We start from the raw sequence: 12,816 nt of genomic DNA, 5'->3' as shown, positions 1-12,816 counted from the left end.
CACGTGCCCGAAGCCATTGAGGTGCGCAAGGTCCCCATCCACTCGGTCGCCGACGCGTCCGAGCTCGCGAAGCTCATCGACGACGGCGTGATGGAGGCCGGCCGGGTCGTCGCCATCATCGGGAAGACCGAGGGCAACGGCGGCGTCAACGACTACACGCGCATCATCGCCGACCGCGCCTTCCGTGAGGTGCTCGTCGAGAAGGGCGCACCGGCCGAGCAGGTCAAGCAGGTCCCGATCGTGTGGTCCGGCGGCACCGACGGCGTCATCAGCCCGCACGCCACGATCTTCGCGACGGTCCCGGCCGACAAGGCCGAGCCGTCCGACGACCTGCGGCTGACGGTGGGCTTCGCGATGAGCGAGCCGATCAAGCCCGAGGAGATCGGCTACGTCGCCATGGTGGAGAAGGTCGCCGACGCCGTGAAGGTCGCCATGGAGCGGGCCGGCATCACCGACCCGGCCGACGTGCACTACGTCCAGACCAAGACGCCGCTGCTGACGATCCACACGATCCGCGACGCCAAGTCCCGCGGCCACGAGGTCTGGACCGAGCACACGCACGAGTCGATGGACCTCTCCAACGGCACCACGGGCCTCGGCATCGCAGTCGCGCTCGGCGAGATCGAGATGCCGACCGACGCCGACATCATGCACAACCGCTCGCTCTTCTCCTCGGTCGCCTCGTGCAGCTCGGGTGTCGAGCTCGACCAGGCGCAGGTCGTCGTGGTCGGCAACGCCCGCGGCGTCGGTGGTCGCTACCGCATCGGCCACTCGGTCATGAACGACGCCCTCGACGCCGACGGCATCTGGGAGGCGATCAAGGACGCCGGCCTCGACCTGCCCGAGCGCGCCCACCCGAGCGACATCGCCGGCCGCCTCGTCAACGTCTTCCTCAAGTGCGAGGTGAGCCAGGACGGCCAGGTGCACGGTCGCCGCAACGCGATGCTCGACGACTCCGACGTGCACTGGCACCGCCAGATCAAGTCGTGCGTCGGTGGCGTCACGGCGTCGGTGACGGGTGACCCGGCGGTGTTCGTGTCGGTGTCGGCCGCCCACCAGGGCCCCGACGGCGGTGGTCCGGTCGCGGCCATCGTCGACCTCGGCGAGGGTGAGCCCACCGGCTACCGCTGGACCCGCTGAACGGCATACCCCCACCTGCCGCGCAACACACCCGGTAACAGTCAGCTCCTCACGGCTGCAACCGTGAGGAGCTGACCGTTACCGGGTGTGTTGCTGGGACCTGACGGTCAGTGGGCGAAGTGGCGGGTCCCGGTGAAGTACATCGTGACGCCCGCCGCCCTGGCGGCCTCGATGACCTCGTCGTCACGGATCGAGCCGCCGGGTGCCACGACCGCGCGCACGCCGGCGTCGAGCAGGATCTGCAGCCCGTCGGCGAACGGGAAGAACGCGTCGGACGCCGCGACCGAGCCCCGCGCGCGCTCCTCGCCGGCGCGACGCACGGCCAGGTAGCAGGAGTCGACGCGGTTGACCTGGCCCATGCCGACACCGACCGCGGCCCCGTCGCGAGCCAGCAGGATCGCGTTGGACTTCACGGCGCGGATCGCGCGCCACGCGAACTGGAGGTCGGCGAGCGTCGCGTCGTCGGCGGCCTCACCGGCGACGAGCCGCCAGTTCGCGGCGTCGTCGCCACCGGTCACCGCGTCGCCGTCACCGTGCACGACGGCGTCGACGCGGTCGACGGACTGCACGAGCAGCCCACCGCTGATCGGGCGCGTCTCGATGGGGTCGGCCGCCTCGGCCGTGCCGGCTGGCAGGCGCAGCACCCGGAGGTTCTTCTTCGCGGTGAGGATCTCGAGCGCCTCGGGCTCGAAGTCGGGCGCGATGATGACCTCGGTGAAGACCGGCTTCGCGGCCGTCGCCATCGCCGCCGTGACGGTGCGGTTGGCGGCGATGATGCCGCCGTAGGCGCTCACCGGGTCGGTCGCGTGGGCGCGCTCGTACGCCTCTTCGATCGTCGCTCCGACGGCGATGCCGCACGGGTTGGCGTGCTTGATGATCGCGACGGTCGGCTGGTCACCGTGGTCGTGCGCCGCACGCACCGCGGCGTCGGTGTCGACGTAGTTGTTGTACGACATCTCCTTGCCGTGCAGCTGCTCGGCGGAGGCGACGCCCGGGCGCCAGTGGCGGTAGAGCGCCGCCTGCTGGTGCGGGTTCTCGCCGTAGCGCAGCGCGGCCGCGCGGTCGAAGGTCGCGCCGGTCCAGGCGGGGAAGCCCGTGCCGTCACGCTGGCTGTCCGGGTCGGCGTCCGGCTGCGCGAAGCGCTGCATCCAGCTCGCGACCGCGACGTCGTAGGAGGCGGTGTGCACGAACGCCTCCGCGGCCAGGCGCTGGCGCTGGGCCAGCGTGAAGCCGCCCTCACCCAGGGCCGTGACGACCTCGCCGTATGCCGCCGGGCTCGTCACGATGGCGACGCTCGGGTGGTTCTTGGCCGCGGCCCGCACCATCGAGGGGCCGCCGATGTCGATCTGCTCGATGCACTCGTCGGGCGTCGCGCCCGAGGCGACGGTCTCGCGGAAGGGGTAGAGGTTGACCACGACGAGCTCGAACGGCTCGACCTCGAGGTCGGCCAGCTGCTGCACGTGGTCGGGCTTGCGGGTGTCGGCGAGGATGCCCGCGTGGACCTTCGGGTGGAGCGTCTTGACGCGGCCCTCGAGGCACTCGGGGAAGCCGGTCAGCTGCTCGACGGGCGTCACGTCGATGCCGAGCGCCGCGATCGTCTTCGCGGTCGAGCCGGTCGAGACGATGCCGACGCCCGCGGCGTCCAGCGCCCGGGCGAGGTCCTCGAGGCCGGTCTTGTCGTAGACGGAGATGAGGGCGCGCTTGATCGGACGGCGTCCGTCGGACATCAGAACTCCTGGCGTGGGTAGACGGTGTCGATGACTCCGGAACACCCAGGCGGGCGATGCTCCGACCGTTTCACTCCCTGGTGGTTCCCCACCTGCGCCAGTCGTGTGCGGCCAGACTACCGGTCACGGCCGTGCCCGACGAAACGCTCTCTCGATCGAGGAGCGTCGCGACGGAGCGTTCTCTCGATCGCGTGGGGTCAGCCGAGGCGGACACGGCGCCCGTCCACCGAGAAGCCCTCGCGCGCCATGCGGCCGACGATCTCGACGAGCAGGTCGCGCTCCTGCACCTTGATCCGCTCGTGGAGGCTCTCCTCGGTGTCGTCCTCCTGGACGGCCACGACCCGCTGCTCGATGATCGGGCCGGTGTCGACGCCGGCGTCGACGAGGTGGCACGTCGTGCCGGTCACCTTGACCCCGTAGGCCAGCGCATCGCGTACGCCGTGGGCACCGGGGAAGCTCGGCAGCAGCGCCGGGTGCGTGTTGACGACCGGCTGCGCACCGAGCGTGGCCGGCCCGAGGATGCGCATGAACCCGGCGGTGACGACGAAGCGCGGCGCCGCCGCGGCGACCCGCTCAGCGAGGGCGACGTCCCACGCCGCCCGATCGGCGAAGTCGGCCACCGTGCACACGAACGTCGGGATGCCGGCCTGCTCGGCCCGCTCGAGACCCGTGCACGCGCGGTCGGCTCCGACCGCAGCGACGCGCACGCCGTATGCCGGGTCGGCAGCCGCGTCGATGAGCGACTGCAGGAGCGTGCCGGAGCCCGAGACGAGCACGACGACCGGGACGGGTCCCTCGGTCACTCCGGCAGGGCTGGCGGCGGCGTCGGTCGTCACGCGCCGGAGTGTAGCGTCGGCGGCCCGGCGCGGCCCGCGTCGATCCACGTCCGCCGCATGGGTAAGGATGGGCGCATGACCGAGCCGCAGCTGGAGCAGGAGATCGCGTTCGCGCGCGAGAAGGCCAAGCGCACCCTGCCCCTCGCCCTGCTGGTGCTGCTCGGGCTCATCGCCATGTACCTGCCGCTGCCCAAGCGGTTCATCGCGTTCGCGCCGCTGCTCATCGCCGTGGTGCTGACGATCCGCCTGCTGCGCTTCCTCTCGACGCGCGGCGGGCGCGAGAAGATCTGGCCGGCCTTCACCCTCGTCATCGTCGGCATGCTGCTGTCGACCCTCGCCCTGCAGCTCGCCTTCTACGACTCGTGGAGCGCCTACGAGGACTGCATCGCCGGCGCCCAGACCCAGCAGGCCACCGCCGACTGCGTGCAGCTCAAGGACACCGGGATGCTGGGCCTCGTCGTGCGCTGACTGGCCGTGGTTCTCCCGTCGGGCCGGCGGACCTGACCTCTCGTCAGACCGCGGTCGACGCCTCGGCGTCGTCATGGGCCCCGTCACCGGCCACGGACGCCGCACCACCACGCCCGCGGCGAGCCGCCAGGCGCTCACGCAGCAGCAGCACGCCGAGCCAGAGCAGTGCACCACCGACGACCTCGCCCAGCAGGGCCGCGGCGAAGGTCCACAGGGGCGGTCCCACGGCGGCGAGGCGGTCGACACCGACGGCGCCGTTGCCGAGCGCCGTCAGGGCGACGACCACCAGCACCGCGAGGACGGCAGCCGTCACCGTGGCCGCGAGCCGCGAGCGCGTGTTGCCGAAGAACTCGAGGGCCGAGTCGACCCGACCACCCAGCCAGGCGCCCAGCGCCACGGGAGCCAGCAGGACGGCATACATGGTCGGGGGGAAGTCGGTGGCGCCGGGCAGCGCGCCGAAGAGCGGCACGAGCGGCAGCAGCCCGGGCTGCGCAGCAGCCGGCGAGACCGTCGAGCCGAGCGCGATCTGGAAGCCCGGACCGGCGAAAAACGAGAGCGCCCACGTGGCCGCGTTGCCGAGCAGCGCGACCTGCGCGAGCACGATGACGGCGAGCGCGCCCACGTTCGCGGCGTACTGGTCCTGGATGTCGGCCACCTCGGACCACGACAGCACCACCCGCACCACCACGAGCGCGAGACCGAGCCCGAGCAGCAGACCCGCGCCGCGCCAGCCGATGCGCCACACCGACGGCAGCCACGTCGGGCCGCGCCGGAACCACGCGCGCACGAACGCCGGCGACGAGTCCTCGTCGGGTCGCACCATGACGAAGCCGAGCGCCATGAGCGGCACGAGCAGCGACCCGAGCACCGCTGCCACGCCGGGTGTGGCCGGACCACCGAGCGTGAAGAGCGCGAAGACGGCCGCCACGACGCCGTAGCCGACGAGGAAGCCGGGGACGACGCCCCACCGGGCGACGCGGCTCCAGTCCTCGGCACCGACCCGCAGTCGCTCCGTCTCGGACAGGCGCCGCGCCCACCGGAACGTGATGTAGGCGAAGACGGCGAGCAGCAGCAGCGGCGTCATCGAGATCGCCACTCCCCCGGCACCGACCGACTGACCGTGGCCCACGAACCAGACGGCGCTGGCCAGCGACACCGCCGAGAACCAGCCCACCGTGCTCTCGGGCGCGGCGACCCAGCCGACCAGCGCGGGCAGCACCACGACCGTCCACGTGCCGACCGCCGCCAGCGCACCTGCGCGCAGGGCCGGCGGGAAGGCGCTCGAGGGGCTCGTGGCTGCTGTCTCGCGGGCCAGTGGTCTCACTCCTGCTGCTGTCGGTGCTCGTGGTGCCGGCCCCGGGATGTGTGCCGTGACCTCCTCGCCCATGGTCGCCCGGACCCGGCGCAGGGGCGAGCACCCACGCCGAGGCGGGCTGTTCTTCGCACCACAAACGGCGTCCGGCGCCACGCCGGCGACCCAGACTGGAAGTGGGAGAGGTCCCGGACCGTCCCGGGACCCCGGGGACCGAGGGGGTCCCGACATGAAGAAGATCCGCCACCAGGTACTGACCGCTCTGACCGTGCTGCTCACCATCGTGACGGCTGGACTCCTGGGGGTGGGACCGCCCGGCACGGACGGCCGTGCAGCCCCGCCGACGGCGACGCCGGCCGACCTCGCGCTGACCCAACCGGTGGCCTACGCCGGCACCGTCTACCTCACGTTCGACGACGGGCCCAGCCTCACGTGGACGCCGAGGGTGCTGTCCGTGCTGCGCAAGTACGGGGTGAAGGCCGTGTTCTTCGAAGTCGGCCAGAACGTGTCGTGGTACCCGAGCATCACCCGCAGTCTGCGCACCTACGGCAACAAGATCGGCAACCACACGTGGAGCCACCCGAACCTGACGCTGCTCTCGACCGCGTCGGTGACGTGGCAGCTGAACCGCATGGAGTCGTCACTCGGCTACCGGCCACGCTGCGTCCGCCCGCCCGGCGGCGCGACGAACGCGCGCATCCAGGCCATCATCGCGGCCCGCGGACAGCGGCACATCCTCTGGACCGTGGACCCTCGTGACTGGTCACGCCCCGGGACGTGGACCATCGTCAACCGGGTGCTGGCCGGCGTCCGGGACGGCTCGCGGATCCTGCTGCACGACGGCGGGGGTGACCGGTCCCAGACCGTCGCCGCGCTCGACCTGCTGATCCCGCGGCTGCGCGCCCGCGGCTTCGTCATCGGCCTCATGGCCTGCTGACGCGGGGCCGCCCAGACGACGTATGCCGCCGAGCCGGGCTGGGTGCCCGCGTGGGCACCCAGCCGACTCAGCGGCATACGGAATCGATTGCGGCAGAGGCTACTTCGCGAGGCCCTGCATGATCTCGCGCATGAGCTCGGCAGTCTCGGACGGCGTCTTGCCGACCTTGACACCGGCGGCCTCGAGGGCCTCCTTCTTGGCCTGGGCGGTGCCCGACGACCCCGACACGATGGCGCCGGCGTGGCCCATCGTCTTGCCCTCGGGAGCCGTGAAGCCCGCGACGTAGCCGACGACCGGCTTCGTGACGTTCTCCTTGATGTACGCCGCGGCCCGCTCCTCGGCGTCGCCGCCGATCTCGCCGATCATGACGATCGCGTCGGTGTCGGGGTCGTTCTGGAACGCCTCGAGGCAGTCGATGTGCGTCGTGCCGATGATCGGGTCGCCGCCGATGCCGACAGCCGAGCTGAAGCCGAAGTCACGCAGCTCGTACATCATCTGGTAGGTCAGCGTGCCCGACTTCGAGACCAGGCCGATGCGGCCGGAGCCGGAGATGTCGGCCGGGATGATGCCCGCGTTGGAGACGCCGGGCGTGATGAGGCCGGGGCAGTTCGGGCCGACGATGCGCGTCGTGCCCTTGTCCTTGGCGTAGTTGTAGAACTCGGCGGTGTCCTTGACCGCGACGCCCTCGGTGATGACGACGGCGAGCGGGATCTCGGCGTCGATCGCCTCGACGGCGGCGGCCTTGGTGAACTGGGCCGGCACGAAGATGACCGACACGTTGGCGCCGGTGGCGTCGATGGCCTCCTTGACCGAGCCGAAGACGGGCACGGAGACGCCACCCTCGAAGTCGACGGTCGTGCCGGCCTTGCGCGGGTTGACGCCGCCGACGATCTCGGTGCCGGACTTGAGCATGCGCTGCGTGTGCTTCATGCCCTCGGAGCCGGTCATGCCCTGGACGATGACCTTGGAGTCAGCGTTGAGGAAGATTGCCATGGTTGATCGTTCTCTCTCTCGGACTCTCGGGTTCAGGCCTGCGAAGCCAGCTCGGCGGCGCGGCGCGCGGCGCCGTCCATCGTCGGCTCGACCGTCACGAGCGGGTGGTTGCGCTCCTGCAGGATGCGGCGGCCCTCCTCGACGTTGTTGCCGTCGAGGCGCACGACCAGCGGACGGTTCTCCTCGTCACCGAGCGCGTCGAGCGCGCCGACGATGCCGTTGGCGACCGCGTCGCAGGCGGTGATGCCGCCGAAGACGTTGACGAAGACGCTCTTGACCTGCGGGTCGGACAGGATGATGTGCAGGCCGTTGGCCATCACCTCGGCGCTCGCGCCACCACCGATGTCGAGGAAGTTCGCCGGCTTCTGGCCGCCGAACTCCTCGCCGGCGTACGCGACGACGTCGAGGGTGCTCATGACGAGCCCGGCGCCGTTGCCGATGATGCCGACGGAGCCGTCGAGCTTGACGTAGTTGAGGTCCTTCTCCTTGGCGGCGGCCTCGAGCGGATCGGCCTCGGCCTTGTCCTCGAGGGCGGCGTGGTCCTCGTGGCGGAAGTCGGCGTTGGCGTCGAGGGTGACCTTGCCGTCGAGCGCGACGATGGCGCCGTCCTCGGTCTTGACCAGCGGGTTCACCTCGACGAGGGTCGCGTCCTCGTCGCTGTAGACGGTCCACAGCTTCTGGATGACGTCGGCGATCGCGGCCTTGTCGGCCTCGTCGAAGCCGGCGGCGTCGACGATCTCCTTCGCCTTCGCCTCGTCGATGCCCGTGTTGGGGTCGACGGCGATGCGGGCGAGGGCGTCGGGGCGCTCGACGGCGAGCTGCTCGATCTCCATGCCGCCCTCCTTCGAGCACATGGCGAGGTACGTGCGGTTCGCACGGTCGAGCAGGATCGAGAAGTAGTACTCCTCGGCGATGCGGGCGCCCTGGGCGATCATCACGGTGCCGACGGTGTGGCCCTTGATGTCCATGCCGAGAATCGCCTCAGCGGCGGCCTGCGCCTCGTCGGGGCTCTTGGTGACCTTGACGCCGCCGGCCTTGCCGCGGCCGCCGGTCTTCACCTGCGCCTTGACGACGGTGACACCGCCCGACTTCGGCCCGATCTGCTCGGCGGCCGCGCGGGCCTCCTCAGGGGTGGTGGCGATGGCGCCGGCCAGCACGGGCACCCCGTGCTTCTCGAACATGTCGCGGGCTTGGTACTCGAAGAGATCCACGGGTGGGGTCCGTCCTCGTCGTCGATTCGTATCGTCGTCGACTGCGCCGCTGCGGCGTTCCCGGGCTCGCGATGCTCACGCTGACGCGCGGAGCGGGGCCCTGCGCCGAGGCGCAACCGAATCAGGCTGTCCCTCGGACTCTAGTGGCTCAGACGTGCAGGGCCGCCAGCGGGTGGTGGCGGACCGGACGAAGATCACACCGCCGTCTCACGTACCGCCCGGTAGCCAGCGCCGTGCGGGACGCCGGCTGCCGTGCGCGCTCGCAGTCGGCACAGGTCGGTGCACGGGCCGCCGCGGACCACGAGCGCGCACGCTGGATCCCAGGCCCGTCAGGCGGCTGCGGCCCGGAGGGCGTCGCGGAGCCGGCGCCGGACCACCTCCGGCCGCGCGAGCTCGGACCAGACCAGTCGGACCACGACCCAGCCGGCGCGGCGTAGGGCGTCCTCGCGCCTCTTCTCCTCGAAGAGGGCTGCCCGGTCGGCGTACTTGACCTGCCCGTCGAACTCGACGAGAACCCGTGTGCCGCGGATGCGGAAGTCCGCGCGGTAGCGGCGCCCCTCGGCCGACACCTCGACCTGCGGGTCGAACTCGAGGCCGAGCGCATGCAGCAGGTATGCCGTCCGGCTCTCCCCCGGCGACTCGTGACGTCCGTCCGCCTGTGCGAGGGCGGCGCGGACGGGCCCGATGCCGCGACGACCCGACAGAGCGCTGACCGCGGCCGACAGCACCTCGCGGGTGACGAGGCCTCGCGCGAGCGCGGCGTCCGCGGGGACCAGTGCCGCCTCGGGTCCCGCGAGCAGACCGGCCTGGGCGATCGCGAGACCGAGCGGGACGGCATCGGGCGGTGCTGTCGCCGGTCCGGTCACCGACGAGCCAGGAGCCGTGAGCCCACGCACCGGACGGTGGATGACGAGTCCACCGCGGCGAGACGCGATGCCGCCGTCGGCCTCGGTCGCCGGGCGAATCGACGTCAGGTGGACGGTGAGGAGATCGGCGCGCCAGGTCGGCAGACCGCGCAGGAGCAGCAACGAGTGGTGGCTGACGGCGGCTCGCCGGCGAACTCACGACCTAACGCGATCGTCGCGCGGGTGTGGCGGCGCTCCTGACCGAGCGGCTGCCGCGGGTCGTCGCGGACGGCATACCAGCCGCGGGTGACCCGCTCGCAGCGTCCGTCGCGCACCAGCCGTTCCAGGGCGTGCGAGTCGAGCCCGTGACGCGCGGCGTCTGCGGCGCGGAAGACGCCGTCGGCTCCGAGGAGGTGAAGATCCATCGCCCGACCATGACGGTTGGTCGCGTGGGCAGGGAGGCATGCCCCCGCCCCTGTGGACGGCCGCGCAGCGACGCCGAGGGGTGTGGACGCAGCACCTGTGCGCGCTCACGGCGCGGCGGTGCCGGCATACGGGCGCTCACCAACTGCGAGCGCGCGCGGTCACTGTGAGGTCAGGCGGGGTGGACGTGCTCGCGCACCCAGCCGACGATCTCCATCGTCGTGGCACCCGGCGTGAAGACCTTCGCGACGCCCAGGCGCTCGAGCTCGGGGATGTCGTCGTCGGGGATGATGCCGCCGCCGAAGACGACGATGTCGCTCGCGTCGCGCTCGGCCAGCAGCTCGACGACGCGCGCGAAGAGGGTCAGGTGCGCTCCGGAGAGCACGGAGAGACCGACGACGTCGGCGTCCTCCTGGATCGCGGCCTCGACGATCTGCTCGGGAGTCTGGTGCAGACCGGTGTAGATGACCTCCATGCCGGCGTCGCGCAACGCCCGGGCCACCACCTTCGCGCCACGGTCGTGACCGTCGAGCCCCGGCTTGGCCACGACGACGCGGATGACGTCGCCGGACCCGTCGTCGGACTGTGCGTCGGTCACGGAAACGGCCTCGGCGCCGGGGGTCTCGCTCATGCCGGGCACTCTAGCCAGCCTCGCGAGACGCGGCGCGCAATAGTGATGCAACGCCCACCCAACGGGGTACGGTCGGCTCGTGGCAGTGGCAGCACGCGCGGCAACGACGCCCCGCCAGACCAGCATCCCGAAGCAGTGCACGAGCGGCCCCAAGGGGTTCCTCGCGGCCGTCGGGGAGGTGGCCGGTGCCCTCCTGACGCCCACCGGACTCGCCGGCGCGGCGCTGGAGGCGACCTGGATGGGGCTGCACCTCGGGCTCTACCCGCTCGGCCTGCTGGGGTCGCGGGCCAGCGACCGGCGCCAGGGCTACCGGCTCGGGCACCTGCCCCCGAGCCAGCGCGGCCTCGCCATCCAGAACGTCGAGGCGGCCGAGACGCCGATCCTGCTCGTGCACGGCATGGTCGACAACCGCTCGATCTTCACCGTGCTGCGGCGCGGCCTCGTGCGGCGGGGCTTCGGTCGCATCGAGACCATCAACTACTCCGTCTTCACGGGCGACATCCGGGCGGCGGCGGCCGCGCTCGGGGCCGAGGTCGAGCGCATCGTCGAGGAGACCGGCTACGAGCGCATCCACGTCATCGGACACTCGATGGGCGGGCTCATCGCGCGCTACTACGTCACCCGCCTCGGTGGTGACGCGCACGTGCACACGCTCGTCACCCTCGGCACCCCCCACCAGGGCAGCTACCTCGCCTTCACCTGGAACAACGGGCTCACGCGGCAGCTGCGTCCCGGGAGCGCGCTCATGAAGGAGCTCGCCGGGCCGGTCAAGGAGTGCCAGACGCGCTTCCTCGTCTACTGGTCCGACCTCGACCAGGTCGTCGTCCCGCAGCGCAACGCGGCCCTGCACCACGACGACCTCAACGTCCACAACGTCGGCCTGCACGGCGTCGGCCACATGAGCCTGCCCATCACGAGCAGCGTGGTGCACGGCATCTCGACCGCCCTCGCGCACCTCGACACGACGGGTGCCACGGTCACCCCCGGCGTGAGCTCCCTGCAGAGCCGGCGCAGTAGCACGGGCGCCGCTGCCGGTGGCAGTCATTCGTCACGTGTCGCCAAGCCCCGGTGATTCTTTCGCCGTTCGCGCCGCCGCCGGGCAAATTGGGGCAGATCGGTCTGTGCAAAACCTTTTGACACCGAGACAAATGCCCTAGTGTCGAGCCCAGTCGCGACCCTCCACCGCGGCGCGAGACGTCCCCTGTGACGCGGCTCGATTTCGCATAACGAAACGGTCACGTTAGTCTGGCGGCTCGCAATCTGTGATCGATAGGTAAGTTTTTCGTGCCCAAAACCAGTTACGTAGGCCGCCATCGTCCGGCCGCCAAGCCATCACGGGGTCGACAGTTCGTCGTCCCCGTCGCTCTGCTCAGCTCCACCGTCACCGCGGGCTTCATTATCCGCGACGCCGGCGCCAGCCAGCTCAGCCCCGAGGCCGCGGCCATGAAGAACGTCTCCAACTCGGTTGCGGGACTCGGGCTGACCGCAGACCCCGATGCCCTCGCAGCGGCCACGGCCAACCGAGCCGGAGCTCGCTCGTCCCGCGACATGGCCCGCGACGCGAAGGACCTCATCGTCGACGCGACCGCCTCCGCCTCCAAGGCGGCGAGCAGCGCCCAGGCTGCGGCCGAGAAGACCGCCGCGGCAAAGGCTGCGGCTGCCAAGGCGAAGGCCGAGGCCGCCGCGAAGGCCAAGCGCGAGGCCGCCGAGCGCGCCCTCGCCCGCGCACACCGCTGGGTGTCCCCGCTCTCCGGCTACACGCTGACCTCCGGGTTCGGCTGGCGCTGGGGCAAGATGCACCCCGCCCAGGACCTCGCCTGCCCCGTCGGCACCCCCGTGCACGCTCTGTCGAGCGGAACGGTCATCTTCGCCGGCTGGTCCAACGAGGGCTACGGCAACTTCGTCAAGATCCGCTACTGGGACGGCACCGTGTCCTGGATGGCCCACAACAGCCGGCTGCTCGTCTCCGTCGGCGAAGAGGTGTCCCCCGGCCAGAAGGTCGCCTACAGCGGCAGCACCGGCAACTCGACCGGGCCGCACGTGCACCTCGAGATCCACCCCGACGACGGCGCCGCCGTCGCCCCCCGCACCTGGCTCGCCAACCACGGCGTCAACCTCTGACGCACGGCACCGAGCGCGACGAGGCCCGTCCCCTTCCCGGGGGGGCGGGCCTCGTCGCATCTCGGCGGCGTCGAGCGCGTCGGGAAATGAGCACTCGACGACAACCGCGGCTCGAGGGCTTAGTTTCCGACCGGCCCGAGCGCGTCGGGAAATGAGCACTCGACGGGCGAGC

Annotated in this window: 13 protein-coding genes and 1 riboswitch; of the genes, 5 read left to right on the top strand and 8 right to left on the bottom strand. The window is 71.5% G+C overall.

The window, feature by feature from the left end; all coding sequences use genetic code 11:
• Nucleotides 1–3 precede the first annotated feature (3 nt).
• Nucleotides 4–1,140, top strand: coding sequence for a barbiturase (gene bar, locus ACYVNR_RS21145; protein ID WP_461050852.1), 1,137 nt, complete (start codon nucleotides 4–6; stop codon nucleotides 1,138–1,140).
• Nucleotides 1,141–1,247: 107 nt separating this feature from the next.
• Here the strand turns inward: bar and purH are convergent, their stop codons facing one another.
• Both purH and purN read right to left on the bottom strand, forming a co-directional pair.
• Nucleotides 1,248–2,867, bottom strand: coding sequence for a bifunctional phosphoribosylaminoimidazolecarboxamide formyltransferase/IMP cyclohydrolase (gene purH, locus ACYVNR_RS21140; protein WP_461050850.1), 1,620 nt, complete (start codon nucleotides 2,865–2,867; stop codon nucleotides 1,248–1,250).
• A 36-nt stretch (nucleotides 2,868–2,903) separates the two neighbouring features.
• Nucleotides 2,904–2,981, bottom strand: a riboswitch (ZMP/ZTP riboswitch).
• Nucleotides 2,982–3,064: 83 nt separating this feature from the next.
• Nucleotides 3,065–3,703 carry a phosphoribosylglycinamide formyltransferase gene (gene purN, locus ACYVNR_RS21135; RefSeq protein WP_461050848.1) on the bottom strand — a complete coding sequence of 213 codons (639 nt, stop codon included), beginning with the start codon at nucleotides 3,701–3,703 and terminating at the stop codon, nucleotides 3,065–3,067.
• A gap of 75 nt (nucleotides 3,704–3,778) precedes the next feature.
• Between purN and ACYVNR_RS21130 the strand changes: the two genes are divergently transcribed.
• Nucleotides 3,779–4,171: a hypothetical protein gene (locus ACYVNR_RS21130; protein WP_045187519.1), complete on the top strand. Its 393-nt coding sequence runs from the start codon at nucleotides 3,779–3,781 to the stop codon at nucleotides 4,169–4,171.
• Between the two features lie 43 nt (nucleotides 4,172–4,214).
• Here the strand turns inward: ACYVNR_RS21130 and ACYVNR_RS21125 are convergent, their stop codons facing one another.
• Nucleotides 4,215–5,495: a cell division protein PerM gene (locus tag ACYVNR_RS21125; RefSeq protein ID WP_461050846.1), complete on the bottom strand. Its 1,281-nt coding sequence runs from the start codon at nucleotides 5,493–5,495 to the stop codon at nucleotides 4,215–4,217.
• A gap of 217 nt (nucleotides 5,496–5,712) precedes the next feature.
• Here ACYVNR_RS21125 and ACYVNR_RS21120 point away from each other — a divergent pair, with 217 nt between their 5' ends.
• Nucleotides 5,713–6,420 (top strand): polysaccharide deacetylase family protein, encoded by a 708-nt coding sequence (locus ACYVNR_RS21120; RefSeq protein ID WP_461050844.1) that lies wholly within the window; start codon nucleotides 5,713–5,715, stop codon nucleotides 6,418–6,420.
• 99 nt (nucleotides 6,421–6,519) lie between these two features.
• Here the strand turns inward: ACYVNR_RS21120 and sucD are convergent, their stop codons facing one another.
• The 5 genes from sucD to ACYVNR_RS21095 all read right to left on the bottom strand — a co-directional run bounded on the left by sucD (nucleotide 6,520) and on the right by ACYVNR_RS21095 (nucleotide 10,523).
• Nucleotides 6,520–7,413: a succinate--CoA ligase subunit alpha gene (sucD, locus tag ACYVNR_RS21115; protein WP_045187523.1), complete on the bottom strand. Its 894-nt coding sequence runs from the start codon at nucleotides 7,411–7,413 to the stop codon at nucleotides 6,520–6,522.
• A 32-nt stretch (nucleotides 7,414–7,445) separates the two neighbouring features.
• Nucleotides 7,446–8,624: an ADP-forming succinate--CoA ligase subunit beta gene (sucC, locus tag ACYVNR_RS21110; protein ID WP_461050842.1), complete on the bottom strand. Its 1,179-nt coding sequence runs from the start codon at nucleotides 8,622–8,624 to the stop codon at nucleotides 7,446–7,448.
• Nucleotides 8,625–8,953: 329 nt separating this feature from the next.
• Nucleotides 8,954–9,652: a DUF559 domain-containing protein gene (locus ACYVNR_RS21105; RefSeq protein WP_461050840.1), complete on the bottom strand. Its 699-nt coding sequence runs from the start codon at nucleotides 9,650–9,652 to the stop codon at nucleotides 8,954–8,956.
• Complete coding sequence (locus tag ACYVNR_RS21100) at nucleotides 9,595–9,894, bottom strand: type IV toxin-antitoxin system AbiEi family antitoxin domain-containing protein (protein WP_461050838.1); 300 nt, start codon at nucleotides 9,892–9,894, stop codon at nucleotides 9,595–9,597. The genes ACYVNR_RS21105 and ACYVNR_RS21100 overlap by 58 nt, the downstream gene beginning before the upstream one ends.
• Before the next feature lie 170 nt (nucleotides 9,895–10,064).
• On the bottom strand, nucleotides 10,065–10,523 hold the full coding sequence (locus ACYVNR_RS21095) for a cobalamin B12-binding domain-containing protein (RefSeq protein WP_082080683.1): 459 nt from the start codon (nucleotides 10,521–10,523) through the stop codon (nucleotides 10,065–10,067).
• Nucleotides 10,524–10,602: 79 nt separating this feature from the next.
• Between ACYVNR_RS21095 and ACYVNR_RS21090 the strand changes: the two genes are divergently transcribed.
• Nucleotides 10,603–11,595: an esterase/lipase family protein gene (locus tag ACYVNR_RS21090; RefSeq protein WP_458803025.1), complete on the top strand. Its 993-nt coding sequence runs from the start codon at nucleotides 10,603–10,605 to the stop codon at nucleotides 11,593–11,595.
• A gap of 212 nt (nucleotides 11,596–11,807) precedes the next feature.
• Nucleotides 11,808–12,644: a M23 family metallopeptidase gene (locus tag ACYVNR_RS21085; RefSeq protein ID WP_045187527.1), complete on the top strand. Its 837-nt coding sequence runs from the start codon at nucleotides 11,808–11,810 to the stop codon at nucleotides 12,642–12,644.
• Nucleotides 12,645–12,816: the final 172 nt, after the last annotated feature.

This window comes from Terrabacter koreensis (genome assembly GCF_054783315.1).
Note: the sequence above shows the minus strand (reverse complement) of the source record. Positions and strands in the feature narration are given on the sequence as shown.